This is a genomic window from Tetragenococcus halophilus (assembly GCF_001712815.1).
Lineage (GTDB): Bacteria > Bacillota > Bacilli > Lactobacillales > Enterococcaceae > Tetragenococcus > Tetragenococcus halophilus.
The window spans coordinates 314,439-340,356 of record NZ_CP012047.1 but is presented as its reverse complement, the minus strand read 5'-3'; the positions used below and the strand labels follow the sequence as shown (position 1 = coordinate 340,356).

Below are 25,918 nucleotides of genomic sequence, written 5' to 3'. Positions count from 1 at the left end.
ATACTCCTTTACTTTTTATTATTTAAGAAAATGATGATCAATGAGTACGAACTATTTCTATGTAAATATACCTGAGTTTTCTCATGATTTTCAGCAAAAAAAAGAAAGAGGAGCGCTCTTTCTTTTTTACTTACTTAAAACTCTTCGTATTCAGCTGGATCTTGATCGTTAGTACGCCCATTTTCTTTTGTTAAACCATTGATTACTTCCATATCTTCTTTACTTAACTCGAAATCAAATATAGCAAAATTATCAACTTGTCGCAAGTAATGTGAAGCTTTCGGAATAGGTAAAACGTTTAATTGTACTTCCCAACGCAAAATAATTTGTGCAATGCTTTTATCATATTTGTCAGCAATTTTTTGAATCGTTTCGTTTTGCAAAATTTTAGAAGCACGACCTAAAGGGCTCCAGGCTTGCGTAACAATTCCCTTAGAAGCATCAAATTCACGTTGTGCTTGTTGGTTAAATTCCGGATGTAGCTCTACTTGATTAATCACTGGTAAAACGCCTGTTTCTTTTTCCAAGCGATTGATATGTTCAGGCAAAAAGTTACTTACCCCGATGGAACGAACTAATCCCGTTTTTTGGGCGTCGACCAAAGCTTGCCAAGCTTCTACATATTTATCTTCTTTCGGGTTGGGCCAGTGAATTAAATACAAATCAATATAGTCCAAATTTAGACGAGAAACAGATTCTTCAATAGTTGTTAGTGCGTCTTGATAAGCATGATAGCGTCCGGGCAGTTTTGAAGCTACCGTTATCTGATCACGAGCAACACTGCTATTTTTAATCGCACGCCCTACGGCACCTTCATTTTCATAATTAAAGGCCGTATCAAGTAAACGATACCCCACCTGCAAAGCTTGTTCAATCATTCGCGTGCCGTGCGCACCGTTTAATTTATAGGTTCCAAAACCTAGTTTAGGAATACTAAAGCCGTCAGCTAATTCATAAATTTCCTTCATATTATCGCCTCCTCATAAAAATCATACCATATCTGCTTTTAATTGAAAGTAAATAGATAATGTTTTTATTCGCATTCTTTTCTCACTCCTTGTTATAATAAAAAATGGAGGTGGATAAAATGTTAAGTAATCAATGGACAGAAGAACTTCCTATATCTGGTATCAAAAAGTTTCGTACCGTTTCTGGCGGTGATGTAAACGATGCTTATCAAGTAGAAACCAATGAAGACACTTATTTCTTATTGCGACAACCTAAGCGCTCCGCTGATTTTTATCAAGGAGAAATCGCTGGACTTAAAGCTTTTGAAGAAGCAAACGTAACAGCTCCGCGTGTAATCGCTAATGGTCAAATCGAAGGCGACGCCTATCTTTTAATCAGCTTTTTAAATCAAGGAAGCGGAAAACAAAGTGATTTAGGTCGTTTAGTCGCTAAGATGCACCAACATTACAGTCCTAATGGTAAATTCGGCTTTGATCAGCCTTCAACTGGTTCAGATTTAACTTATGATAATGCCTGGTGTGATACTTGGCGTGAATTGTTTGTCGATCAAAGAATGGATGCATTAGCTAATGAATTATTACGAAAAAACTTATGGCACAAAAAAGAAGAACAACAATACCAAAAAGTTCGCCAAGTAATGAATGAAGAATTATCACAACATCAAAGCAAACCTTCTTTATTACATGGGGATTTATGGGGCGGTAACCATATGTTTTTACAAGATGGCTCACCTGCTTTATTTGATCCGGATGCCTTATATGGCGATCGTGAATTTGACCTGGGCGTAAGTTTGGTGTTTAATGCCTTTAATGATAATTTTTATCAAGCTTATCAAGAAGTTTATCCTCTTGATGCTGGTTATGAACAACGCTTAAAATTTTATAGCTTATATCTTTTGATGGTCCACGTAAATAAATTTGGTAGTATTTATGAAGGTGGCGTACAAAGAACAATGAATGATATTTTGAGCCACTCATAATATAGAAAGGAAGGATATATTATGGATTTCAACTTAGCTGGGAAAACAGCGCTAATTACGGGCGGCGGTTCTGGTCTAGGTTTAGCTACAGCCAAAAATTTAAATAAAGAAGAAGTAAGGACCATTTTATTTGATAAAAATTTTGCAAGTTTTGCTGAAAATGATTTTGCCAATAAGCAACTCGTTGAAACCGTAACAGGAGATGTTAGAAATCCCGAGGAACTTGCTAAATTGCACCAAGATTTAAAAACGCAGAACAAGGCTGTAGATATTATTATTAATTGTGCGGGTATTACCGGTGCACAAGGCGATTTTTCCGATATTTCGTTGGAGGATTGGCAGGAAGTATTTGATATTAACCTTTTTGGCTCTGTGAATGTAACAAAAGAATTTCTTAGTGATTTGCAAGAGAAAAAATGGGGCCGCGTCCTTTTCTTAGCTTCTGAGGATGCAATGCAGCCTTATGATGATGAAATTCCTTATTGTGCAACCAAAGCGGGAATCTTAGCTTTATCTAAAGGTCTGGCCAAAACACTCGGGCCACAAGGAATTACTTCAAATGCAGTTTCGCCTGCCTTTATCAATACACCAATGACCGATAAGATGATGCAAAATCGGGCAGATGAACTAAATGTTTCTTTTGACGAAGCGATTCAGTCCTTCTTAAAAGAAAGAAGACCCTTTATGACCAGTTCTAGACGTGGCTATCCAGAAGAAGTGGCAAATGTGATTACCTTCTTGTGTTCAGAAAAAGCCAGCTTTGTCAACGGTGCAAACTACCGCGTGGATGACAATTCAGTAGGAACGATTTAACTTAATTAGGAGGAAATAACGTGAAATATTACGATCAGCACCTGCACACTTTTTTATCTTTTGATTCCAAAGAGATCTTTGAAAATTATCTATTAAATAAACCGCCCTATTTTGTGGCTACCGACCATCTAGATTTGCGTAATCCAGGGGATAACTTTCAAGATGATATTCCTGATTATGATAAGTTAGCACAAAAGTTAAGCGAATTAGAAGCTAATTATCCGACCACCTTTTTAAAGGGTGTTGAAATCGGCGTTGTTCCCGGTCAAGAAGAACAAATTAACGACTATCTTAACGATCACCCTTATGACTTAAAGCTGTTAAGTATTCATCAAAATGGTAAATTCGACTATATGGATGATGTCGTTTTGAGTAAAGACAAATATAAAGTTGCTAAAATGTACTTTGACCAAATGGCGCAAGTTTTAGATACTTTTTCAGGAGCACAAATTTTGACTCACTTTGAATACGGTCTTCGTCGGCTTGATTTTACCGCAGAAGAGTTAGAAGAACACTTTGAAAAAGAGTTAAGTGCGATTTTGAAAAAAGTCATTCAAAAAGAAATGGCGCTAGAAATCAACGCAAAAAGTTTTGGTTATTATCAAAATGCCAATCTTTATCGCTATATTATCCCACTGTATAAAAGCTTGGGCGGAACATTTTTCACTTTAGGCTCAGACGCCCATCAGGCTAGTGACTATGAAGCACTTTTTCCTGAAATGTCAGGTTTATTAAAAGAATTCGGTATAAACTTTCTAGTAACTTTCCAAAAAAATGACCGTTTTCTGACAGAGTTGCCTTAAAAAATTCATAATAAAAGCAGGAAGTTTTTGGCTTCCTGCTTTTGTTATTCTTCTGTTTTTTCGACTCTTTCTTCGTCGATTTTCTCGGAATCAACAACATCATTTTTAGCGGCTTCTTTTTGGGCTTGTTTAAATACTTTTTCTTTTTCTTCTTTATAATCACTTTGACGTTGTGCGTATACTTCTTCTTTGCTTTTTTCTTTTTTGTCTTCTGTCATGCAAATCCCTCCTCAGTTAATTTAGGGGTTTAGCTCTACTTTTACTATAAAGAATTTTTTTTATTTTGTAAAATATAACAACTTGAAAACGGTGTCTGTTATAATGAAATAAATACTGAAAGGATGTGTATTTTAATGGCTTCTTTAGATGATATCATTGATAATTTTTTTCAAATGAAAATCACTGAACTTAATGACTATAATGAACATATCGACGACCCTGCTAGCTTAGTAAAAATCATCGCTGAACTGACCGATAGAATGCAGGACACACAAGACTTTTCTGATAAAGGGCAACTTGAGCAATATTATCTTACTGATCTACCTGAAAATATGGTTGTTTTTCCCGATGAAGTGCTTGCTATTCATGAAGTACTACTTGATTTTTACCAATTTCTGCAAGAAAACGGCTATTTAACAGCAGCTGTATACAAAGATCTATTACTCTTTTTGCAAAAAAATAAACATCGCTTTATCAATCGTATGCACGACAAGCAATTTTGGTCCCAGGAAAAAAGAACGAGCATGGAAAATCTTGATCAGGAAATGATGGATGCCATGCCGCCTGAAGTAAATGACCTTTTCCAAAGTTTAAACAATATCTTTCAAGAAGAAGCAAATACTGAGCAAAAAGATAATGTGATCGATTTTCCTTCCAACAAGGGAGAAAAACTAACAAATGCAGCGCCTTATGCCATTCAGCTGAGAATCGACTTATTAGGCTTTAAACCACCAATTTGGCGGCGTGTATTGGTGCCTTTTGATTATACTTTAGCTGATTTGCATGAAGTCATCCAAACTTGTTTTGAATGGGAAGATGAACATTTACACCAGTTTATCGTCGGCAGAATGTATTATGAACCTGCGGGAATGGATTTCGATGATTTTGGTGATTTTTTCACTGGCGATACTTCTTCTATAACTGTTGGAGAAGTCTTCGAGCAATTTAAATCGATCGATTATATTTATGATTTTGGCGATGACTGGCAACATAAAATCAAATTTGAAGCAAATATTCCCTATGCCGAATTGCCTAAAGATAAGGGAGCATTAAGCAGTGTCGAGTCTGAACAACTTCCAATTTGCCTTACCGGACGACAAGGAGCTCCTGTGGAAGATTCAGCGGACCAAGAAGAATTCGCTCCTTTTGATATAGATAGAATCAATAAAAATTTATCGGATATTTGATTTTTTGAACAAATAAAATTGTTTTGCTGCACCAAAATTTACACTTATTGGCGCTAACTTTCTCTACTAGCCTCCAATAACTTGTCAATTGGTGGGACATCCAAGATTATGCCACCAATCCCTTTTTGATTGGCGGCACATCAACTGACTTAGCTCCAATATCTTGCTACATTCTTTGATTTAGTGTACTTAAGATATGATTATCATTAAAAAAGTTTCTGTACTATTTTTTTATAATACAGAAACTTTTTTCTTTATTTATCTTTAGTAAAATCAAGGCAAGCCTTTTGTAACTCTTCGTAAAGCTTCTGTGCTTGCTCCAAGTCAGCTACATTGGCGCCACTAGCTAGCGCATGTCCACCTCCATGGTAACGTTTGGCGATTTCATTGATCGCAGGACCTTTAGAACGCATGCGCACACGGTAATAACCTTCTTTTTGTTGGACAAAAATCGCCCAAGCTAATACCCCTTCAATAGCACCAGGCAATGGAACAACGCCAGAAGTTTGTGCATCAGAAACACCAAATTCGTCTAACATTTCGGTGCTAAAAGTTACTCGTGCAGCACCTGTTTTATCCATCTGTAGATTCTGATAAACATAACCCGATAAACGGGCGACATTACTTGAAATTTCTTCGATACGTCGATTTAACCCAGCGTAATCAAAACCAAAGTCAATCAAATCAGCTGCAATTCGTAAAGTATGAGAAGAAGATGCTGGATACAAAAAACGTCCAGTATCTCCAACAATACCAGCATATAACAAACGTGCAGCGTCTTTTGTCATATGTAGTTCTTCTTTAAACATTTCCCAAAAATCTGCGATAATTTCACTACAGCTAGACGCATTATCTTGTACCCACATTAAATCACCATAAGGTTCATCGTTGGGATGATGATCAATTTTAATTAATTTAGTGCCTAAATTAAAACGATCGTCACTGATTCTTGGCGCATTTGCTGTATCAGTGACAATAACTAAAGCATTCTGGTAAGTAACGTCATCGATGGTTTGCATGTCAGCCAAATATTCCAAGCCTTCTGAAGGCCCACCCACTTGATAAACTTTTTTTCCAGGAAAACTTGCTCGCAATAGTTCAGCCAAACCAACTTGTGAGCCTAGGGCATCGGGATCAGGGCGCTTGTGCCGATGAATAATAATTGTATCAAAAGCTTTAATTTCAGCTAAAATATCTTCTTGTACGCTCATCTTGTTCCTCTTTTCTAAATTATGGACGTTCCATAACTTGGCAAACGACAATCGCTTTAGCTACTAATGAATTTTCGATAAAGACATTAATATCCAATTTAGCTGAACGTCTACCTAGTTCTAAAATTTGTGGTTCTATTTTTAATTCACTTTCTAACTGAATTAAATGAAAATAATGTAAACTTACTTGTTCAATCCAAGCGTTCCGCCGATGATTCACATCCATCACTCGCTTAGTAACGTTTGCGATAACTTCATTTAACACACCAAATGAAATGGTCCCTAATTCATCCACCATTTGCGGTGTGACACCAAAGGTAAATTGCGGTGTTGATAATTTATTACCTTCAATATCTTGTTCGATCGATTGAATTTCGCCAGTAATTTGATCAGAAATCGTATCTGATAATTGCGGTTGACGTTGCACTAACTGCATAGCTTTCATAACATCTTGCCGAGTGACAATACCCAGAAGTGATAAGTCATCTGCGACAACAGGCATAACCTCCAAACCATCCCAAATCATCTGGTGACTGACTGAAGCTACACTCATTTCTTTTTTTACTCTACGTGGGTCTTTAGTCATTACCCGCTCAATCAGTTGTGTATCAGCTTTTCCTAATACATCTTTGGCCGTGACAATCCCCACCACCCTTGTGTTTTTATTAACCACAGGATAGCGCGAGTGTTGGGTGGCATCAGAAAGTGCGCGATAATCTTTAATCATATCAGAAGTCGTTAAATAGCTGGTTTTTTCAAGCGGCATATAAATATCGCCCACCAATAAGATATCTTTTTTAATAAGTTGATCACTCATGGCACGATTTATCATACTTGCCACAGTGAAGGTATCATAAGTTGTCCGCAAAATCGGCAATGCCAACTGATCAGCTAACGCTCGAATTTCTTGTGAAGTATCAAAACCACCGGTAATTAATACGGGTGCACCTTCTTTAAGCGCTAATTTTTGCGCATCCAACCGATTACCGACAATCATCAAAGAACCAGGCGTGATGTAGCGTTGCATGGCCTCTTCAGTCATCGCTCCGATCACGAATTTATTTAAATCCTTTTCTAGGCCGTTAGCACCACCTAAAACGTCGCCTTCAATAATACGCACAACTTCTCCAAAGGTTAATCTTTCAATATGCTTTTTAAGTTTTCGTTCGATTCGAATCGTTCCCACACGCTGGATCGTGGAAACTAGTCCGATATTCTCAGCATCTTTGATTGCTCTATAAGCGGTTCCTTCGCTAACGTCTAAACTTTTAGCAATTCCTCGAACAGAAATTTTTTCGCCTACTTGTAAACTTTCAATGTGTGCCAAAATCAAATCATGTTTTGTCGCCATTATTTTCTACACCTCAATTGCCTCTCCACTATTCATTACTTTTCCTACACTCGTTAATTGTTCTACAAATTTTTGCGGATCTTGTTTGATTTGTGGGAAAGTATTGTAATGAATAGGTACAACCGTCTTGGCTTTCAACCGATTAGCCGCACGAAGCGCATCCTCTGGTCCCATCGTAAAGTTATCGCCAATTGGCAAAAAGGCAACGTCAATATCATATTGTTCGCCTAATAAAGATAAGTCACTATAATCTGCTGTATCTCCAGCATGATAAATCGTTTTTCCTTCTGCTTGCAATAAAATACCAGCAGGTTCGCCCATATAGATCATTTGCCCATTTTCTTGATAACCAGAACTATGTTGTGCATGGGTAAATTTCACGCGTCCAAAAGGAAAGTCATAGCCACCGCCAATATTCATGCCGTGAGTATTTTCAATCCCTTTACTAGCAGCATAAGTACAAACCTCAGGTAAACCTATAACTGTTGCATTATTTTTCTTAGCGATCGAAACCATATCACCTATGTGATCATCATGTCCGTGAGTAATCAAAATATAATCCGTTTCAACGTCTTCAGCAGAGATATCCGCTAAAAGATTTTGTGAAATAAACGGGTCAAATAACAAACGAATGCCCTCATCCAATACTACAGAAAGAACAGCATGTCCATGATACGTGATCTTCATTTAAATCTCCTCACTTTATAATTTATTACCTACTCTTGTTTTAAAAAGTTATAACAGTATACACTCTATATTGTAACAGATATCAAGTGATAAAAAAACAATGACGGGTGTAAGCCAAATCGTTTACAAGCTTAAAATTAAATAAGAAGTATAATGTTTTTTGACCTAAGTACAACGAAGGAAGGGCCAAAACTTTAACAATTGTCCTCAAGTACAACGAAGGAAGGGCCAAATATTTAGCATTTGTCCCTAAGTTAGCTAAAGTAAGGGCCATTAGCAGAGCAACTGGCCCGAAGTTCAACAAAGAAGAGACCATTCCCTAATCTTTTGGCCTAAAGTCAGACATAAGTAGGACCAAAAACCAGGTTATGTTTCTCAGCTCATCAAAAAACGCGCAGCCTTTATTCTGCGCGTTTTTACTATTTATTATTATAATTTGCTTGCGGCATCTTCATCGATGATTACGACTACATCGTCGTGTTTTTGTAAGACGCTGGCTGGCAAGTCTTCTGTCACTTTTCCGTCGATCATGCCTTTGACCGCATCAGCTTTCGCTGCTCCAAAAGCCATTAAAATGATTTTTTTACTTTTCATAATAGATTGAATGCCCATAGTCAATGCTCGAGTTGGCACATCTTCTACTTTGTCAAAATAACGTTTATTAGCGTTCACTGTTGATTCAGTAAGCTCAACAACGTGTGTCGTGGCTTCAAAGGAAGTTCCTGGTTCATTAAAGCCAATATGGCCGTTTTGACCAATCCCTAAGACTTGAATGTCGATCGGATTAGCGGCAATGATATCATCATAACGTTGGCATTCTGCATCTAAATCTTGTGCTTTACCGTTTGGAACATAAGTTTTTTTGAAAGGTTTATGATTAAATAAATGTTGGTCCATAAAAAAGCGATAACTTTGTTCGTTATTACCATCCAAACCTACATACTCATCTAAATTCACAGACACTTTATCAGAAAAATCCATGTCACTTTCAATCATGTAGCTATACATTGTTTCTGGTGTGCTACCTGTTGCTAAGCCAAAAGTATCAGCGCCGTTTGCAATGCCATCTTTGATAATTTCAAATGCTTTTTTGCCGCCCTCATCGGCATTTTTCACGCGAATAACATCCATAAAATAATCTCCCTCGTCCGTATTTTTGGTATAAACCAATTTTAGCACGGACTTTTATAAAAAACAAGATTGTACGTTAACCATTTCACATTAGCTATTTCTTACTTTTTCAACGATTTGGGCCACAAGTGTCGGTTCACTTAAGTTCGTTACTTCTTGGATCACTTCGGTCATTGTTTTTTCTTTTAACATTTCTTGTAAACGTACGCTTTCTTCATCCTTGGGGTCATCGTATTGTAGGATCATCGCCACAACATCAACCAAAGCTTCATAAGAAAGTCCGTAATCTTTTGCTTCACGAATGGGACGAATAAAGCGTTCGTCATAACCTAGTTTTCGAATAGGTGTACGTGCTACTCGCGTAATATCATCTGAAATATAAGGGTTTTTAAAACGATCGATAATTTTTTGAATATATTGTTCATGTTGCGGACGCTCAAACTGCCACTTAGCGATTAATAAATCGCCAGTTTCTTGTAAAACAGCCTTTAATTGATCCAATACTTTCCTATCTGCAACAGCTTCGCCAATAGTAGTATAGCCATAAAAAGCCCCTGTATAGGCAGTTGTCGCATGACCAGTATTTACTGAAAATAGTTTGCGCTCGATGTAAGGCGCTAAATCAGACACATAACCTACATTATTCAAACGAATCTGTTTTGCCTTACTTTGTGTATCATCTACTAACCATTCACTAAAAGGTTCAACAGAAACAAACAAAGGATCTTCATGTTGTTGAATAGGTACAATTCTATCCACAGCTGCATTAGGAAAGCCTACATAGCTATCGACATAATCCATATCATCTGCAGATAGAAATGGCTGAACTTTATCCAGTAAAAACTGACTACCGCCAATCATATTTTCACAGGCAATAATATCAATAGGCGTTTGCTTTCCTCTCTGCCGACGCTTTTGAATTCCTTTTGCGATCAATTCTGCAATCATAGGTAAAATCTTAGGACCGATCGCTGTCGTAATAATATCACTTGTTGCTACTGAATCGATCACTGCTTCAGGATCCTTCTGATTATTAAGTCCGGTCACTTGATCGACCGTAATATGTTTTTTCTCTTCTGCTGCTAATTCAATTTCATAACTTTTTCTTTCTTTTAAAGCATTAATAATCGTTTCGTTAATGTCGACAAAATCGATAGAAAAATCATTTTCATGTAAAATTTCGCCAATAAAACCACGACCGATATTTCCTGCGCCAAAATGTGTGGCTTTCATTCTGCTACCTCCTCAAGTAATGCAATCACTTCATCTTCGGAATTTGCATCTGCTAATTTCACAACATTTTGTACATCTGAGCAAAATACAGCAATCTGTTGCAAAATGTCTAAATGTTCATTATTTACACCAGCAATACCGAAAATAACTGTCGCCAGCTTTTCTTCATCATCATCTTCAGTAGAAAAATCTATTCCTTCAGGTACTTGAACAATAGAGATCCCGCTTTTTTTCACATACTCTTTGGCTTCATCTGTCCCATGGGGAATGGCGATAAAGTTGCCCATATAGGTAGATACTTTATTCTCACGCTCAATCATCGCATCTACATAAGCAGAATCGACACAACCAGCGTCAACCAAGAGCTGTCCACTTTTTTTAATGACATCTTCCGGCGTCTTATCTGTCTGATTCAATAAAATCATTTCTTTTTGTAATTTCATTTTCTATTCCTCCTCCGATTCTTTAATTTCAGCAATAAACAAAGAACTGATCCATTCATAAATCTCTTCTTCATTTCCGTACTGATAAAGCTGCATATTGACATCACTTTCAATGACTGAAGCACTGATTTTTCCTAAAAGACGGTTTTCAGTTTCAGACATGTCCGCCGGCGCTAGCATTAACAATAAACGTGTTAGCTCCATTGGTTTTTTATCCATTCCTAAAATAGGGACGGAACGTGATAGATCAAAAATCGCAAAAAAAGGCTCTTTCACATAATGATTAGAACTATGAAATAAAGCAAAATGTGTATTCGGTATGCCAATCGGCGCTAATTGGTGACGATTAACAATCAAATCACGAACTTTTTTCCGATTTTCTAACACCACTCCTTCTAATTCTTCTAAAATGACTTCTAAAGTTTTTTCTAAAGTTTGTTGGGTTGTGATATTTTTAATTGAAAAGCGGGTCAACAACTCATTGGCCACTTTCATCTGCTCATAAACTTTTTCAAAGTCATTCTGTGTAGTTTTTGGTGCACTTTCATAAGATACTAGCTTATTTTCTGACTGTTTCCCCTTTAATTCCTGCTTGATTTGATAAATTTCATCATCTAACAACAAAGGGGAAATAACTTTATAGGGTAAAGAAAATTCAGGTAAGTAAATCGTCGAAAGAATTAAATCAAACTCTTTAAAATCAATATGACTCATCTGTGAAATTTTAGCAATTTCGATTCTTTCAATTTCTGGAATGTATTTATTGATACGACTTTCTAAAATTTTGGCTGTGCCAATTCCGCTAGAACAAAGCACCAGTGCTGAAAGTTCCTTTCGAACCGGATTTCTTTCTAAAGAAGCCGCAAAGTGAATCACAATATAAGCCAGTTCATCTTGCAAAAATGCTTGATGATCTGTAAAAATCTGTTTTAAATTTGCTTGGATAATCTTCGTTAGTTCAGGATATTCTTCCAAAATTTTTTCTAGTAAAGGATTTCCCGCTAATTGTGCCTGATTATCAATGCGTTTAAATGCTGCTGACAAATGCGTCAATAAATCATAGAAAAGGGTATCATCTTTACGAAAGTCTTTTTGCATTTGTTCAGAAACCAAGCGAATCAACTCTCTTACTTGGTAAGAAAGTTCTGCATCAAAATTATCTAGAAAAATATTTTGCGGTTTCTTATAATTTACTCCTTCTAATTGCTTAGAGAAAAATAAAATTTCCGCTTCTGTCATTCCTAAATCCGTCTGTCTTTTTATTTCTCCTATAATCTGATCTGCTAGACTTCTAATACTTGGCGATACTGTTTGGCTAGATGATGTTTCTGTTAGCAAATGACCCTTATTCATTCGCTCAAGAGACAAAGCCAAACTAGTAATAACCTGTTGTAATTGGTTATCCGTAACCTCAATAAAAAGACTGTTCATTTTTTCAAGTACCGCTTTTTGGGCAAAATAAAACCAGATTGGAGAGATAAAGTTCAAAAAGAAATTAGTGGATTGAATATTTTTATCAGCAGCGTTTACTTCGGACAAATAAGAGAAAAACTCGTATTCATTAACATCGCTATAGATAATATTACTCAGAATCTGACGACGATTTTCTTCCGAACCTGTGACCAGAATCCCGCGAGCTTTTTTCCGTTGCAGAGAAAGTCCATACTCGGATAGACTCTTTTCAACCTGTTGTAAATCACTATGAATCGTTGTAGGGCTTACCGCAAAATCTTGTGCCAACCCTTCAATGATCATGTCTTCTTCAGCCAATAATAAACTTGATACAAGCGCACTTTGACGATGTACATTATCAAAAACTACTTCTTGATTTTTTTCTACTTCTTGTCTTATAGCTTGCAGTGTTTCTTTTTCTCCAATTAAACGATAACCATTTTTACGTTCATTAATAATTTGTGCTTTTTGCGGCTTGATTGTTTTTTCAATACTTGAAATTTCTCGATATAACGTTCGCTTACTAATTTGCAATGTCTCTTGTAAATGTTGCGCAAAAACCCCTTGATCATTTTCAAGCAATATTTTCAACAATTGATTTTCCCGGTTGGAAAAATACAAGTAATTCACCTCCAATATAAAATCAAAAGAAAAGATAGTGCCCTTCTTTTAAAGTCTGACAACTATCTAGAAAACTTTACTGTAGCTGCTTATAAAGAAGTTGCCCTATCTTTTCACAAAACTAAGATTTAATCGTTACTGTCCTCATCCTAGATGATACCATTTCTTTGTTTATCAGGGGTTTTATTTTACTACTGCTCTTTCATTCGTTCAACAATCTGTTCATAACTTTCTGTATCCATAAAGTTATCTACTGTAATAAATTGTGCGGATGGCGCTTTTTGCTCAGCACGATCATACAGTTCTTTTTGCGTTACTACCAAGCTTTGAGCATCATCTTCTAAGTGATCAATCACTAAATTTGTCACATCTACATCTAGATTAGATTTTTTCACCATATTTCGCAATACCGAAGCACCCATCGCACTGGATCCCATGCCTGCTTCACAGGCAAAGACAATATGTTTTACTTCAGATAATGTTAAGTCTTCTACCTTATTGCTTTTTTTAGCTGTTGTTTCTTCAGCATTTTCTACTTGTGATGTTTCATTTTTCATTCTTTCCACGATTTCATCATAACGTGGACTATTCATGAAGTTTTCAACGCTGACAAATTCTGCAGAAGGCGCTTTTTGCACCGCTCGATCGTGTAATTCATTTTGTGTGATAACTAAAGTATTCGCATCATCTTTTAGTTTACTAATTGAGGCATTAGAAACCGGCATATCAATACCTGCTTCTTGCATTTTCTTTCGTAAAACAGAAGCACCCATCGCACTAGATCCCATACCTGCATCACAGGCAAAAATCACTTGGTCGACTTTTCTTAATTCAGCATTTTCTACATCTGTTGTGGCTGTATTCTCTGCAGCTTGGCCTTTGCTTTCTTGTTTAGCAGATTGTACAGCTGCTTGTTGAGCAGCAAGATCTTCATCATTTGCTTCTGAACGATCAGATTTTAGGATGACCATCCCCACCAAGAAAGAAACGATGGTAGCAACAACTACACCTGCAATGACTGCAACATAACTGTTTGGCGGTGTCATTCCCAATACGGCTATAATAGATCCTGGCGATGCAGCGGCTCTTAAGCCCGCATCTAAAAGTTGGAAAGTAAAGGTTCCTGACATCCCGCCAGCGATCACTGCTAAAAACATGAGTGGTTTCATCATAACGTATGGGAAATAAATTTCATGAATCCCTCCGACAAATTGAATTAAAATCGCACCCGGCGCAGAAGCCTTCGCTGAGCCTTTTCCAAATAGGGTAAAAGCTAATAGAACGCCTAACCCAGGACCTGGATTTGCTTCAAGTAAGAACAAAATCGATTTACCTGCTTCAATAGACTGTTCTGTTCCGAGCGGAGTCAGAATTCCATGATTAATCGCGTTATTTAAGAACAAAATTTTCGCTGGTTCAATAAATATATTAGCTAATGGTAACAGTCCTGCTTGAATTATCGCAGCAACCCCTAATCCTAACCATTCCGTCAATATTGATACAATAGGTCCAACTGCATAATAACCAATAATTGCTAAGGCAAAACCAATCAATCCAGATGAAAAATTATTTACCAGCATTTCAAAACCAGCTCGGATTCTATGACCAAATCTTTCATCAAATTTCTTAATACACCAACCGCCTAAAGGTCCCATCATCATCGCGCCGATAAACATAGGAACATCAGAACCAACAATTACCCCCATGGTTGCAATAGCGCCAACAACGGCACCACGCTGTTCATGAATCATGCTCCCACCAGTATATCCAATCAATAATGGCAATAAATAAGTAATCATTGGGTCAGTCATAGAAGCCAATTGTTCATTAGGTAAAAAACCGTCCGGAATAAATAACGCCGTAATGACTCCCCAAGCAATAAACGCGCCAATATTAGGCATAACCATGCTACTTAGACTACTACCTAATTGTTGCACTTTGGCCTTAATTCCTTTATTCTCTTGTGCCATTTCTCCTTCTCCTCTCAAAAATTTACTTTTTCTACATCTTTAGTTTAAGTCAAATTGAGAGGGCTTACAACATAAACTAGTTAGAGTTTTGACACAAAAAAGAATGCCAAGATTTATAATAACTATTTGTCTAAAACCCAAGAAGCTACTTTGACAGGTCTACTCTAGTTTTGAAAAAATCTAGAACTACTTTGACAGACCTACTCTAGTTTTGGGAAAAATCAAGCTACTTTGGCAGACCTACTCTAGTTTTGGGGAAATCTAGAACTACTTTGGCAGACCTACTCTAGTTTTGAAAGAATCTAAAACTTTTTTCAAAGAGCTACTTTACTCTTCACGATATTTACGCCTCAATAAAAAGAAGCTAGAATTCATCCAGCTTCTTTTTGTGTACTTTAGGATTTTCTTTTCTTACGTTTTTGGCTTGATTCCATAATTACAGGTAGAATTACAGGTCGTCTTTTGGTTTGTTCAAATAAATAACGACTTAGTTTTTCACGAATTTCTTGTTTTAATTTACTCCATTCAAAGTCATTGCTGTGTAAATGCTTGTCAACAATTTCTTCTACAATATCTCCGCCTTCTCTTAAAAGATCTCGGCTGGCTTTAACATAAACAAAGCCGCGGGAGGTAATTTGTGGCTTTGAAACAATTTGTTTTTTCCGTCGATTAATTGTCACTACAGCAACAAAAACGCCATCTTCTGACAAGACTTTCCGATCTTTTAAGACAATATTTCCGATATCGCCTACACCAATGCCATCTACCATGACATTATCAGAAGGGATCGTGCCACTAAGTGCCATTTCTCCTTCTTTGTACTCCACGATATCTCCAGGAGCGGTAATAAATATGTGATCTTTAGGAATACCCACAGCTTCTGCTAAATCAGCGTTGGCGGTCAAAAGACGATATTCTCCTTGTACTGGAATAAAATATCTCGGTTTTAACAAATTCATCATCAACTGTTGGTCTTCAGGGTTGGCATGACCTGACACACGTAAATTATCCGAAATATTTTTGACCGTACCACCTGCTCTATAAATCATATCCTCGGTTTTAGCAACATAAGTTTCCATGGCAATCGTAGGTGTTGTTGTAATATAAACCAGATCGCCTTCTTTGATGCGTAAAGTTCGATGAGCACCGCTAGCCATTTTTTGCAAGGCTTTGATAGGTTCACCCATCCGACCTGTTTCTAAAATAATCAATTGATCATCATTATATTTTTTCATCGCTTTTTGCGTGATTAAAATATCTTCATCTGGTAGTTCCAACTTCCCTAATTTCATAGCTGTACGGATAATACGGCCGAAATCTTTACCGGTCAAAACAATCTTTCTTCCTGCACGATAAGCTGCATTAATCAACTGTTGTACGCGTTGTAAGTTACTAGCAACACAAGCAACAATAATACGTCCTTCCCAAAAACCGATATTATCATATACTTCTTCGCCAATTTGTTTTTCAGAAGCAACTGTTTCTGGATTTTCAGCGTTACTTGACGTACTTAAAAGTGCTAAAACACCTTCACTTCCAATTTCAGCTAAACGTCCAAAATCGGTACGATAAGATGAAACAGCTGATTGGTCAAATTTGAAATCTCCAGTATAAACAATATTTCCTTCTGATGTCTTCAAAGAAACACCTACGGAACCAGGAATCGTATGTGTTGTTGGAAAGAAACTTACGACAGTTGATTTAAAATCAATCTCGGTATCTTCATCAATTACATGAAATCCCTTGAACTTTTTGGTTGGTTCATAACGGTGTACCGACATTTTTGCCAATTCAATCGTCAATTTTGTCCCAAAAACGGGCGCATTAATTTTTTCTAAAAAATAAGGCAGTGCTCCGATGGCATCTGCGTGTCCATGTGTTACAAAGACTCCGGCTACGCGATCCGCGTTTTCTTCTAAGTAAGTAAAATCAGGGATGACTGTATCAATCCCAAATAATCCATCTTCTGGATAGCTTAAGCCGCAATCTAACACAAAAATATCTTCCCCAACTTCAGCGATGTACAAGTTTTTTCCATTGCCTCGTACACCACTAAGAGGGATAATTCTTATTTGTGCCAAATTTTTCACCTCTCCAATCATTTTATATCTTTTTATTTAACGTTTTTTTCAAACATTTACTAAAAGCAAACGTTCTTTCCGAGCCAAAAACATCCTAGCATAGTATAACACAAAATAGCCCGACAATACATTTTCGCGAATGATTCCCTTAAAAACTTACTTTTCACTTAATGTTTAAAGGTAAAGGATACTACGCCTCGCTCTCGCTCGCCCTAGTACTGTTCATCTCTTCGCTTACGCTTCGATCTCATCAAGGGCTAAGCGACAAGTCGCTAAGGCCTTGAAGGATCTTCTCTTAGCTCCCTTTAGTCGCTAAATCGTAGTGATTCGGTTTGGGGAACTACGCTCGTTCCTCTCGCCTAGTACTGTTCATCAGCTACTCTCAGCTCCTTTTAGTCGCTGAATCGTAGTGATTCGAAATAAAGGACACTACGCCTCGCTCTCGCTCGCCCTAGTACTGTTCATCAGCTACTCTCAGCTCCTTTTAGTCGCTGAATCGTAGTGATTCGGTTTGGGGAACTACGCTCGTTCCTCTCGCCTAGTACTGTTCATCAGCTACTCTTAGCTCCCTTTAGTCGCTAAATCGTAGTGATTCACAGCAAAAAAACTGATGAAAATATTTCCACCAGTTCTTTTCACTAAACGATCTAAAAACTGAAAATCATCGGTTGTAAGACATAGACTGCAAAAACGATCACAACGATACCAAACATATTTAACCAAAAACCAGCTTTTATCATATCTTTAATCGCTAATTCTCCAGAACCAAATACAGCAGCATTAGGCGGTGTTGAAATAGGCAACATAAATGCACAGCTAGAAGCCAAAGCAACAATTGCCATAATGCCAAAAGGTTCCACGCCAATTCCAGCAGCTAATCCAACACTGATTGGCATCAACATATTGGAAACAGCTGTATTGGACATAATTTCGGTCATAAACAAAATAGTTACAGTCAAAATAACAACGATATAGAAATAATTGAATTGTTCAAGTCTAGTTAACAGCTCGCCAAACCAAGCCGTCAATCCGGAATCTTCAAAAGCTGCAGCTAAAGATAAACCACCACCAAAAAGCAGCAGTAATCCCCAAGAAAGATTTTTCATGTCCGCCCACTCTAGAATCCGACCGCCCTTAGTATTTGGGATCAAAAACATTGCGCTGGCGCCAAATATAGAAATCGTGGTATCCGATAAGGTCCATGGCAATAGACCGCCAAAAATCCACATAAAACCAACAATAACAAAAATTGTTAAAACACTTTTTTCCTCTGTTGACATTTTTCCTAATTCTTTTAATTGATCTTGCGCAAATTTAGTGGAAATATTTTGATCTTGCTCTACCTTAAATTGAAATTTTGTAATATAAAAGTACATAAATACCATTAAAAGAACGGTAACGATCGAACCGAATAAGAACCAATTAGCAAAGGTAATCTCAACGTCCAACATGTTATTAGCTACAGCCACTAAAACTGCATTAGGTACTGAACCAATAATCGTTGCCAGTCCACCAATAGAAGCAGAATAAGCGACGGTCAATAAAAGACCTTTTGAAAAGTTATCAAAAGACGTTTCATTTAACAAGCGCTTTTCTTTAATTTCTGTAATCAAGGCCAGCGCAATGGGTAGCATCATTAAAGCCGTCGCAGCATTAGAAATCCACATCGATAACACCGCCGTCGCAAGTCCTACTGCCAGAATAATACGAGAACAACTTTTTCCTATTAGCGCTATAATCAGCATAGCAATACGTTTATGTAGTCCCCATTTTTCAATAGCTAGGGCAATGGTAAAACCTCCCATATACATGAAAACAATAGGATCGCCGTAAGCCATAGCTGCAGTTGCTTCATCTGTCCCACCTGTAAGTGGTAATAAAAAAATAGGCAGTAAAGAAGTCGCAGGAATCGGCATAGCCTCTGTTATCCACCAGGTAGCCACCCAGGCAGTAACAGCTAAAACTGCACGGGGTGCATCTTCCAATCCCGTTAAACTATTCATGAAATAAATTATCGAAAAAAATACTGGCCCTAAAATAAGGCCAACTTTTTGGAAGTTCATCTCTACCATCCCCTATGTATCAATCTAACATTAAAAGTAAAAATACTAGAATAAAATTTTTAGTGATAATAGCATACCATATTTCGATTTCAAGCAATAGATTTTAATATTATATTATGCAAAAACAAACGTGAATCATTAAAATTTTCATAAAATTCTAATATTTATTGAAATAAAAAAGAGCAGAACACTTTTACTAAAAAGCATCCTACTCATAAATAATTTTAAACCATTATTTTTAAATCAGTCGATGACCGCCTTCATTGTGGATAATTTTCCCTGTAACAAAACTATTTTTCATAAGATAAATCACGCTATCAGCGACATCACCTGCTTGTCCTACCCGTTTTAAAGGAAGTTGTAATGCCAACTCAAAACTTACTGAAGTTGAGTTGGCATTTTATTTCGTATTATTCCTTTTATCGTTCTGCTAAGTATTCTTTAATTTGTATTACTTCATCATAATCAAATTTACTTTCGGATATTTCTTGTATTAGTTCTTCTTTAAACCTTATAGTAATCTCCCAAAAGCCATCAATAATTTGAAAGAGCTCTGGGTCATAATTTTTAAAAACAGGATAAATTTCCAAAAAATCTTCAAAAGAAAGATGCTCATCCTCATAGAAATCTTTGACCCAACCATTCTCTAAGGCATAGTCTGTAGGCAAGCCGTTTTCTGTAAGGATGCCTTTTTCAACCATCGAACGATACATCTCAGCTTTACTGATTTTTTTTGTTCATTTCCTTGTGTATAGTATTGTATACTTTGTTCAACTAACGGCGGGTAGATAATTTCCATCTTATTCACTCCTCGTTATTTAGCCACTTTCTTTCCTTTATAATACCCATTAAGAGATACACGATGACTATGGCGGTATTCTCCTATACTTTCGTCAAAAGAAATTTCTGGTTTTGCATGATTTTGATGCGCACGTCGTATCCTCTTTTTAGCTTTTGATGTTTTTCTTGCAGGTACTGCCATTTCCTCATCCCCTTGTACTATTTGTTTGATTTACAATTTACCAACTAGCTTTTTTTACACCCGGTATTTTCCCTTGGTGCGCTAACTGACGAAATTTAATCCGAGACATACCAAACTTACGCATGTAACCCCGTGGTCTACCATCAATCGTATCGCGGTTTTTATGATGATTAGGATTGGAATCTTTAGGCAACTTTGCGAGTGCTTGATAATCACCAGCTTCTTTAAGTTCCTTACGTAAATCAGCGTATTTTGCAATTAATTCCTTTTGTTTATTAGCTTTTGCAATTTTTGATTTTTTAGCCATAAAATTTCCTTTCTGTTTCCAAGAATTAAAACGTAATAATTACGATTTACTAAAATTAGATTAGCATTCTTAAAAATTATTGTCAAGACAAAGTCCCAGGCCGCTATAAAAAAAGGGCAATGAAAAGCTGAAATAGCCCAACATTGCATCGCTAGTTTTATTTTTAATAAATTTCGTAACTTTGCCCAGTTTGGATACCTTCAACGCTCTTTTTAAACGCTAAAGCTACTTTACTCAGTGGTGTTGGTTCAAAACCTGGGAAAAACATTTTTAAGTCTTTCGAAGATTCCTGAAATACTGTAGGACTCACGCTATTTATACGGATTCCTCTAGGTGCTTCAGTGGCTGCTGACTTGACAAAAGCTTTGACCGCGCCATTGGCCATTGCAGAAGAAGCCCCTTGATAGATAGGTTCATCCATAATGATCCCTGTTGTTAACGTAAAACTTCCGCCGTCATTAATATAGTCCATACCAAGTAACACAAGATTTACTTGCCCTTTTAACTTGCTTTCAATCGTTACTTCATTGAGTTCTGGCGTAATTTTTTCTAAAGGACCAAAGTGTGCATCTCCTGCGGCACTAAGCACGGCATCTACTTTACCAACGCTTTCAAACATTTCCTTGATACTGATCGGCTTAGTAATGTCTACCTCCACATCAGTATTATGACGCGCAGCTTGGATAATTTCGTGTTCGGTTTCTAATTCTTTCTTTATCGCTGTTCCTAAAAGTCCTGTAGCGCCAATTAATAAAATTCTCATATAATTCATTTCTCCTCTCTTATTTTTATTTTAATACTTCGAGTATATAATAAGGATAACAAACAGTAAAACAAGTGACTTTTGACAAGCGGGTAAAGAATACGAACAATATCAGTCAATTGCTAAAGAATTCGAAGAAAATTTCGACTGCTCTTTTTCCCATTTGAATACAGCTCTTCTCCGAGACATTTATCGCTGGTATACAGAAACAGATAAAAAAGAAGTCACAAAAGAATTATTAGCAAAAATAGAAAAAGCTAGAGAACAATATTTTGAAAGAAAAGATAATAGTAAACAAGCTTACCTAGAGGAGTCAAAAAAAAAACGAAAATGGAGAAACTAAAAAGAGCACCAATGAAGATAAGCTCAATGAAGAGTTGGAAAAAACATATTCGCGAGAAGATCAAAAGAGAGTTTTCCGAGGACATCCCTAATGACCACATTGTATATGATATGTCCTTAGAAGATGACCGTGTCAACATAAGAGTTTACCAGAATCAAGACAAAAAAATTGCAATATGAAGTAGGTTTTAGCTATAAAATTGCACAAGACCAACTTACTAAACAAGAATAAAGCACTCGTTCCTCATTATCAGTGAAAAAGTTTTCCTAATGATAATGAGGAGCATCCAATTCCATAATTAGACAGATATAATTTTTTCAGATTAACTTATTATTTCTGATAATCCTGCAGTATTTCTTGCCAAGCTTTTTGTGCATCAGTGTCATTCGAGACTTTAAAAGTGTACTCAGCTTCAATATCTTTTGTACGACCATCATCGTTATATAAACCAAAACCTGCTTGATAAGCTCTGAGCTCATCCACACTTCCAATTAATTCATAAACAACGCCATTATCGCCCAATAGATATTTATGAATTGGGTAATCTGCGTCTGCTAAGCCACCATAATCCCGTCCTCCGCCAGCACCTCCGTGAGTTTCACCGGCTTTTTCGTCATATCCTGTAACACCAGAAGAAGAAACATAAAACACGACACCTTTTAAGGCATGAATATCATAAGCATCATAACCCGGTAGTTCCTCTTGCGTTGATTGCTGTTGTACTTGTATTTCTCCATCTTCGGTTTCAGCGAACCAATCTCCTGAGCCTGAAGCACCATGGTCAAAATAAGTATCTGTCACAGCCATTCCGCCTTCTTCTGCTCGAGGAATCGCCCAGTCTAAAAACGCTTGTTGAAGCTCATCTTTTTCTTCTTCTGAATATTTTCTAACTGGAATAGTTTCTTGCTCTTCTTGTTTTCCATCAGAAGAAGATTCTGTCGAACGACTTGTGGTTGTTTCAGTTGTGACAGATTCGCTAGTTTCAGCTAAACTCTGACTTTCAGTTGATTGATTGATTTCTCCTGAAGTAGAAGTCTCTGTCGAAATACTCGTATTGGAAACTGTTTCTTCATTATTCTGTGAACAACCGAATAAAACCAATCCAAAGATTACAGCTAACATCGACAAGATATTAATTTTTTTCAATTTTTCCCCTCCTTTCAAAAGAGATCGCTTTCTTTCTAGTTTAACAATAGCATAAGTTACTTTTTTGAGCGAATTATATATAACTAAAAAAAGCAATTAGACGCCAATCACGTCTAATTGCTTACTTTTTGAAGAAAAGTGTTATTCTTCTACCCACTCTTCAACTTTATCTGGATTATCATCAATCCAATCTTGAGCTGCATCTTCAGGAGATGCGCCTTCTTCAATATCTAACATAACATTTTCCATATCTTCTGTATCCCAGTTAAAGTTATCTATTATTTGATAAGCTTCTGGCATATCGTCTTCTAAGCCTTCACGAGCTAATGCATCAATATGCTCTTCTTCTCCCATCGTTCCTTGTGGGTCATCCAGATATTTTAGATCATATCTTTGGAACATCCAATGTGGAGACCAGCCAGTGATAACGATAGGATCCTCATTATTGATAGCACTACCTAATTGTGAAGTCATCGCACCGCTAGAAGATGGTGTTACTTCCCAATCAGATAAGTTATCATAACTTTCAACTGTATCTTCTGCTGCAGAAACGACACCAGCACCTGGGTCGATACCGATAATTTCTTGATCTGGTACTTGGTCATCTAAATCTTCAATCGAATCTACGTCCATGTATTCTGGCACAGCAAGGCCAAGATTAGCACCTTCTGTATGTGGACCTAATTCATCTACTTGATCTTTAAATTGATCATATTGCGCTTTTTGCGTCACTGGTAACCAAGCAGAAAGTGTCGCATCAGATTCTCCATTAGCTACAGCTTCCCAGTTTACCGCGTTATCCAAAGGCGTTTGTGTGACATTATATCCTTGGTCTTCTAAAACAAGTGCTAAGACATTGGTTGAAGCGACTTCTGTATCCCATTCAACATAAGAAAGGTTAATATTACCGCCCTCTTCAGAGCTAGCACCACTTGAATCATTACCTGACATACTTGTATAAGCAAAGATCGCTGCAATAACGGCTGCTACAACAACAACGCCAGCAATAATCTTATTACGTTTTGATTTTTTAGTGGACGCATTTTCACTCGTTTTAGCTTTACTTGAATTCAATTTTTGTGTAAAACGGTCCAAAATAATTGCTAAAATAACAACTGCGATACCATAAACAAAGCCGCTACCTACTTGAGAACGTTGTACAGCGGATAATACGCCTTGTCCAAGTCCAGGTGCTCCGATCATTGAAGCAACAACAACCATGGATAATGCTAGCATCATCGTTTGGTTAATGCCGGCAAAGATATTGCCCTTAGCTAGGGGTAATTCTAATTTAAATAATTTTTGCCAGTTCGTACCACCAAATGAATCCGAAGCTTCAGTTAATTCAGTTGGCACTTGGCGAATACCTAAGTTTGTCATCCGTACAGTTGGTGGCAAAGAAAAGATCACTGAAGCAAATGCCCCAGGAACCATCCCAATACCAAAGAAAGCAACTGCTGGGATCAAATAAACAAAGTTAGGCATGGTTTGCATAAAGTCAAGAATCGGCGTAATAATATTTTTTGCCGTCTCATTTTTAGACATTAAAATACCCACTGGAACTCCGATAATTATGGAGATCACACTAGCCACAATAACCAATGTCACTGTATTTAACAAATCGCTCCATAAACCTTGGTTATAAACAAGTAGTAATCCAAGGAATGTAAATGTAGGCAATTGCCATTTTTTTCCACCAAGGAAAAATGCAACTACGGTAGCTAATACAATAAAAAGCAATGGTGGGATAAATGACAAACCTGATGTCATTCCATCCATGATTGTTTGTCCCAATGATTGTAAGAATGAGAAAAATGCCGCCCAATGTTCGGTTAACCAATCAACGCCATTATCTACCCATTCTGATAAAGGAATTTCATTTTGTAGAAAATCAAGCATCTGCATTCACTCCTTTCTTATCATCCTCTTCTTGGCTTTCTTTTAATTCCTCGCTATCATTTGTGTCTGTATCAGTCATAGCCCCAATGACGCTACCACGAACAATAACACCAACGACACGGTCATCGTCGTCTACAACGGCAAGAGGAGCTGCAGAACCTTCAATTATATTAAAGATATCAGTCACTAATGTGTCTTTTTCCACTTTTTGCACGTTTTTATCCAAGACGTCTTTTAATGTCTTGTCATTTTTACGAGCATCTAAAGCTTCTTCAGCTGTTAGACTACCTTTTAAATAACGTTTACGGTCAACAGCTAGTAACATACTAACTTCTTCTTTACGCATTCTTTGTAAGGCTACATTTGGACCATCTGCTTCTACATTGATTGTCAAAGCAGGTTCCATAATATTTTCGGCTGTTAGAACCTTGGAACGGTCGATATCTTCAGTAAATTCACGCACGAAATCATTGGCTGGATGCGTCAAAATTTCTTCGCCGGTACCAATTTGCATAATTTCACCATCACGCATTAAAGCAATCCGATCACCAATACGCAAAGCCTCGTTCAAATCGTGGGTGATAAAGATAATTGTTTTTTGCATTTTTTCTTGCAAATCTAATAAGTCATCTTGCATATCCTTACGAATCAAAGGATCCAAAGCAGAAAATGCTTCGTCCATTAATAGAACTTCGGGATCGTTGGCTATTGCGCGAGCTAAACCAACCCGTTGTTGCATCCCACCAGATAGTTGATTTGGATATTGATCTTTCACCGAAAGCAAACCAGAATTATCTAAAGCAGCTTCTGCTTTTTTCCGGCGTTCTTCTTTATCTACACCGCGTACTTCTAGACCGTACTCAGTATTTTGTTGAATGGTTCGTTGCGGAAAAAGACCAAAGTTTTGGAAAACCATATTCATTTTCGTACGACGAACTTCTCGTAACTCTTCTTTTGACATCTTAGATACATCTTGATCATCGATGTAAACTTCCCCTGAGGTCGGTTCAATCAAACGATTAATCAAACGAATCAAAGTAGATTTCCCACTACCAGATAAGCCCATAATGACAAAAACTTCGCCTTCGTTAACATCAAAACTTACATCATGTACACCGACAGTAGCGCCGGTTTCTTCTAAGATATCTTGTTTTGATTTGCCTGCTTTTACTTGTTCGAGCGCTTGTTGAGTTCTTCGACCAAATATTTTACTCAAATGCTCTACACGAACTTTTTTACCCAAAAATTAACACTCTTTTTTTCTA

At 37.0% G+C, this 25,918-nt stretch carries 23 protein-coding genes and 1 pseudogene; 4 read left to right on the top strand and 20 right to left on the bottom strand.

What is annotated here, in order from left to right:
- Window positions 1–134: 134 nt before the first annotated feature.
- Window positions 135–968 carry an aldo/keto reductase gene (locus AC806_RS01575; protein WP_061840331.1) on the bottom strand — a complete coding sequence of 278 codons (834 nt, stop codon included), beginning with the start codon at window positions 966–968 and terminating at the stop codon, window positions 135–137.
- Between the two features lie 119 nt (window positions 969–1,087).
- On the opposite strand from AC806_RS01575, the gene AC806_RS01570 reads away from it, so the two are divergent.
- Genes AC806_RS01570 through AC806_RS01560 form a run of 3 tightly spaced genes read left to right on the top strand, consistent with a single transcriptional unit; the run spans window position 1,088 to window position 3,564 of the window.
- Window positions 1,088–1,948, top strand: coding sequence for a fructosamine kinase family protein (locus AC806_RS01570; RefSeq protein WP_069028607.1), 861 nt, complete (start codon window positions 1,088–1,090; stop codon window positions 1,946–1,948).
- 21 nt (window positions 1,949–1,969) lie between these two features.
- Entirely contained in the window at window positions 1,970–2,761 is a 792-nt protein-coding gene (locus tag AC806_RS01565; protein ID WP_069028606.1) for an SDR family NAD(P)-dependent oxidoreductase, read from the top strand.
- Between the two features lie 20 nt (window positions 2,762–2,781).
- Window positions 2,782–3,564, top strand: a complete 783-nt coding sequence (locus AC806_RS01560; protein WP_069028605.1) for a PHP domain-containing protein — start codon at window positions 2,782–2,784, stop codon at window positions 3,562–3,564.
- A gap of 44 nt (window positions 3,565–3,608) precedes the next feature.
- Here the strand turns inward: AC806_RS01560 and AC806_RS11975 are convergent, their stop codons facing one another.
- A complete protein-coding gene (locus AC806_RS11975) occupies window positions 3,609–3,782 on the bottom strand; it encodes a hypothetical protein (RefSeq protein ID WP_014123737.1) in 174 nt (57 codons plus the stop codon).
- A gap of 135 nt (window positions 3,783–3,917) precedes the next feature.
- Here AC806_RS11975 and AC806_RS01555 point away from each other — a divergent pair, with 135 nt between their 5' ends.
- A complete protein-coding gene (locus AC806_RS01555) occupies window positions 3,918–4,970 on the top strand; it encodes a plasmid pRiA4b ORF-3 family protein (RefSeq protein ID WP_069028604.1) in 1,053 nt (350 codons plus the stop codon).
- A 254-nt stretch (window positions 4,971–5,224) separates the two neighbouring features.
- Here the strand turns inward: AC806_RS01555 and AC806_RS01550 are convergent, their stop codons facing one another.
- The 18 genes and pseudogenes from AC806_RS01550 to AC806_RS01460 form a co-directional block, all read right to left on the bottom strand.
- Entirely contained in the window at window positions 5,225–6,181 is a 957-nt protein-coding gene (locus AC806_RS01550; RefSeq protein ID WP_014123733.1) for a DHH family phosphoesterase, read from the bottom strand.
- A 19-nt stretch (window positions 6,182–6,200) separates the two neighbouring features.
- Complete coding sequence (locus AC806_RS01545) at window positions 6,201–7,532, bottom strand: DRTGG domain-containing protein (RefSeq protein ID WP_061840143.1); 1,332 nt, start codon at window positions 7,530–7,532, stop codon at window positions 6,201–6,203.
- Between the two features lie 6 nt (window positions 7,533–7,538).
- Window positions 7,539–8,219 (bottom strand): metal-dependent hydrolase, encoded by a 681-nt coding sequence (locus AC806_RS01540; protein WP_061840144.1) that lies wholly within the window; start codon window positions 8,217–8,219, stop codon window positions 7,539–7,541.
- Window positions 8,220–8,648: 429 nt separating this feature from the next.
- Window positions 8,649–9,350 (bottom strand): glucosamine-6-phosphate deaminase, encoded by a 702-nt coding sequence (nagB, locus tag AC806_RS01535; RefSeq protein WP_061840145.1) that lies wholly within the window; start codon window positions 9,348–9,350, stop codon window positions 8,649–8,651.
- A 90-nt stretch (window positions 9,351–9,440) separates the two neighbouring features.
- Window positions 9,441–10,583: a mannitol-1-phosphate 5-dehydrogenase gene (locus AC806_RS01530; protein WP_061840146.1), complete on the bottom strand. Its 1,143-nt coding sequence runs from the start codon at window positions 10,581–10,583 to the stop codon at window positions 9,441–9,443.
- Window positions 10,580–11,026 carry a PTS mannitol transporter subunit IIA gene (locus AC806_RS01525; protein ID WP_014123728.1) on the bottom strand — a complete coding sequence of 149 codons (447 nt, stop codon included), beginning with the start codon at window positions 11,024–11,026 and terminating at the stop codon, window positions 10,580–10,582. Before AC806_RS01525 ends, AC806_RS01530 begins: the two co-directional genes overlap by 4 nt.
- 3 nt (window positions 11,027–11,029) lie before the next feature.
- Window positions 11,030–13,108, bottom strand: a complete 2,079-nt coding sequence (locus AC806_RS01520) for a BglG family transcription antiterminator (protein ID WP_231960503.1) — start codon at window positions 13,106–13,108, stop codon at window positions 11,030–11,032.
- A 182-nt stretch (window positions 13,109–13,290) separates the two neighbouring features.
- Complete coding sequence (locus AC806_RS01515) at window positions 13,291–15,069, bottom strand: PTS mannitol transporter subunit IIBC (protein WP_069028603.1); 1,779 nt, start codon at window positions 15,067–15,069, stop codon at window positions 13,291–13,293.
- 395 nt (window positions 15,070–15,464) lie between these two features.
- Window positions 15,465–17,150 carry a ribonuclease J gene (locus AC806_RS01510; protein ID WP_061840220.1) on the bottom strand — a complete coding sequence of 562 codons (1,686 nt, stop codon included), beginning with the start codon at window positions 17,148–17,150 and terminating at the stop codon, window positions 15,465–15,467.
- Window positions 17,151–17,797: 647 nt separating this feature from the next.
- Complete coding sequence (locus tag AC806_RS01505) at window positions 17,798–19,213, bottom strand: SLC13 family permease (protein ID WP_069028602.1); 1,416 nt, start codon at window positions 19,211–19,213, stop codon at window positions 17,798–17,800.
- Between the two features lie 238 nt (window positions 19,214–19,451).
- Window positions 19,452–19,583, bottom strand: coding sequence for a hypothetical protein (locus tag AC806_RS12165; protein ID WP_256729347.1), 132 nt, complete (start codon window positions 19,581–19,583; stop codon window positions 19,452–19,454).
- Window positions 19,584–19,632: 49 nt separating this feature from the next.
- A pseudogene (locus AC806_RS01500) lies at window positions 19,633–20,012 on the bottom strand (hypothetical protein).
- Window positions 20,013–20,027: 15 nt separating this feature from the next.
- Window positions 20,028–20,195 (bottom strand): 50S ribosomal protein L32, encoded by a 168-nt coding sequence (rpmF, locus tag AC806_RS01495; protein WP_014123721.1) that lies wholly within the window; start codon window positions 20,193–20,195, stop codon window positions 20,028–20,030.
- 37 nt (window positions 20,196–20,232) lie between these two features.
- Window positions 20,233–20,502 (bottom strand): 30S ribosomal protein S14, encoded by a 270-nt coding sequence (gene rpsN, locus AC806_RS01490; protein WP_014123720.1) that lies wholly within the window; start codon window positions 20,500–20,502, stop codon window positions 20,233–20,235.
- A gap of 163 nt (window positions 20,503–20,665) precedes the next feature.
- Window positions 20,666–21,265, bottom strand: a complete 600-nt coding sequence (locus AC806_RS01485) for a short chain dehydrogenase (protein ID WP_069028601.1) — start codon at window positions 21,263–21,265, stop codon at window positions 20,666–20,668.
- A gap of 673 nt (window positions 21,266–21,938) precedes the next feature.
- A complete protein-coding gene (locus AC806_RS01470) occupies window positions 21,939–22,754 on the bottom strand; it encodes a peptidoglycan recognition protein family protein (RefSeq protein ID WP_069028600.1) in 816 nt (271 codons plus the stop codon).
- A gap of 141 nt (window positions 22,755–22,895) precedes the next feature.
- Complete coding sequence (locus AC806_RS01465) at window positions 22,896–24,653, bottom strand: ABC transporter permease/substrate binding protein (protein ID WP_069028599.1); 1,758 nt, start codon at window positions 24,651–24,653, stop codon at window positions 22,896–22,898.
- Window positions 24,646–25,896, bottom strand: coding sequence for a quaternary amine ABC transporter ATP-binding protein (locus tag AC806_RS01460; protein WP_069028598.1), 1,251 nt, complete (start codon window positions 25,894–25,896; stop codon window positions 24,646–24,648). Before AC806_RS01460 ends, AC806_RS01465 begins: the two co-directional genes overlap by 8 nt.
- Window positions 25,897–25,918 lie beyond the last annotated feature (22 nt).

Bases quoted from the DNA above. Each gene is read 5' to 3' on its own strand.
- AC806_RS01465 (WP_069028599.1), bottom strand. From the start codon at position 24,653: ATGCTTGATTTTCTACAAAATGAAATTCCTTTATCAGAATGGGTAGAT.
- AC806_RS01570 (WP_069028607.1), top strand. From the start codon at position 1,088: ATGTTAAGTAATCAATGGACAGAAGAACTTCCTATATCTGGTATCAAA.
- AC806_RS01575 (WP_061840331.1), bottom strand. From the start codon at position 968: ATGAAGGAAATTTATGAATTAGCTGACGGCTTTAGTATTCCTAAACTA.
- AC806_RS01540 (WP_061840144.1), bottom strand. From the start codon at position 8,219: ATGAAGATCACGTATCATGGACATGCTGTTCTTTCTGTAGTATTGGAT.
- AC806_RS01555 (WP_069028604.1), top strand. From the start codon at position 3,918: ATGGCTTCTTTAGATGATATCATTGATAATTTTTTTCAAATGAAAATC.
- AC806_RS01530 (WP_061840146.1), bottom strand. From the start codon at position 10,583: ATGAAAGCCACACATTTTGGCGCAGGAAATATCGGTCGTGGTTTTATT.
- AC806_RS01515 (WP_069028603.1), bottom strand. From the start codon at position 15,069: ATGGCACAAGAGAATAAAGGAATTAAGGCCAAAGTGCAACAATTAGGT.
- rpsN (WP_014123720.1), bottom strand. From the start codon at position 20,502: ATGGCTAAAAAATCAAAAATTGCAAAAGCTAATAAACAAAAGGAATTA.
- AC806_RS01545 (WP_061840143.1), bottom strand. From the start codon at position 7,532: ATGGCGACAAAACATGATTTGATTTTGGCACACATTGAAAGTTTACAA.
- rpmF (WP_014123721.1), bottom strand. From the start codon at position 20,195: ATGGCAGTACCTGCAAGAAAAACATCAAAAGCTAAAAAGAGGATACGA.
- AC806_RS01525 (WP_014123728.1), bottom strand. From the start codon at position 11,026: ATGAAATTACAAAAAGAAATGATTTTATTGAATCAGACAGATAAGACG.
- AC806_RS01550 (WP_014123733.1), bottom strand. From the start codon at position 6,181: ATGAGCGTACAAGAAGATATTTTAGCTGAAATTAAAGCTTTTGATACA.
- AC806_RS11975 (WP_014123737.1), bottom strand. From the start codon at position 3,782: ATGACAGAAGACAAAAAAGAAAAAAGCAAAGAAGAAGTATACGCACAA.
- AC806_RS01565 (WP_069028606.1), top strand. From the start codon at position 1,970: ATGGATTTCAACTTAGCTGGGAAAACAGCGCTAATTACGGGCGGCGGT.
- AC806_RS01485 (WP_069028601.1), bottom strand. From the start codon at position 21,265: ATGAGAATTTTATTAATTGGCGCTACAGGACTTTTAGGAACAGCGATA.
- AC806_RS01505 (WP_069028602.1), bottom strand. From the start codon at position 19,213: ATGAACTTCCAAAAAGTTGGCCTTATTTTAGGGCCAGTATTTTTTTCG.
- nagB (WP_061840145.1), bottom strand. From the start codon at position 9,350: ATGGATGTTATTCGCGTGAAAAATGCCGATGAGGGCGGCAAAAAAGCA.